At 56.1% G+C, this 825-nt stretch carries 1 protein-coding gene; it reads right to left on the bottom strand.

The genetic code is table 11. The features are described 5' to 3' along the window. Nucleotides 1-71: 71 nt before the first annotated feature. A partial coding sequence (locus tag RMSM_RS30625; RefSeq protein WP_201767097.1) for a glycoside hydrolase family 15 protein occupies nucleotides 72-825 on the bottom strand: 754 nt, incomplete at its 5' end.

Below are 825 nucleotides of genomic sequence, written 5' to 3'. Positions count from 1 at the left end.
CGTTGCGAAGCCCCAGCAACATTTCGAACAACTCCGTGGCTTCTCGATCGCGTCCGGCCAACGCGTAATTATCAGCCAACCAGAATGAACACAACAAAAAACGCCCCCTCGCCTTCTGGCAACCCATCGATGTTGGATTCCGTCAAATACCGTATGACAAGTCCGTCTTTGACCAAGCGGTCTTCGATCAACCGCAGTGTGCCGATCATCTTGGGGTCGTTTGCTTCGACAAAACCAACCAACGGCAGCATCAAGAGACTGGCGTCGGTCTCGTCGGCTCCGTAGGACTGGACGAAGCCGCCGAGTTTCTCGTTGAAGCCCTTTGCACAGACTTCGGCGTGGATACGGTCCCGCAGCTTCTTCCACCGTTGGGCGTCGCCGGGCAATCCAAAGTGCTCGACGTCTTTGACAGCCCGATCGGCCGCAACCCACGCCATCACTTTAGAATGCGTAAAATGACGTTGCTCGCCGCGGATTTCCCAGATTCCCTCGTCCGGTTTTTCCCACTGCGTTTCCAAGAATTCCATGACAGCCGTCTGCACACGCCAAGCGTCTTCGTCGGGGCCCAAACCGTAACGACGAGCCAAGTGCAACGTCTCCATAATTTCACCCGGAACATCCAACTGGTGTTGCCGATAGGCAGCATTGCCGGTTCGCACCGGAGCTGAGTTTTCATAGCCTGGCAACCAATCGAGTTCGGTTTCGGTCAACCGTCGTTCACCGGCAACGCCGTACATGATCTGCAACTGCGAAGGATTACCGGCCGCAGCGTTGACCAGCCATTTCCGCCACGCCTTGGCCTCTTCGGTGTAGCCACCAATCAAT

Origin of the sequence: Rhodopirellula maiorica SM1 (genome assembly GCF_000346295.1) — a bacterium.
Lineage (GTDB): Bacteria > Planctomycetota > Planctomycetia > Pirellulales > Pirellulaceae > Novipirellula > Novipirellula maiorica.
This window is presented reverse-complemented; position numbering and strand designations above follow the sequence as displayed.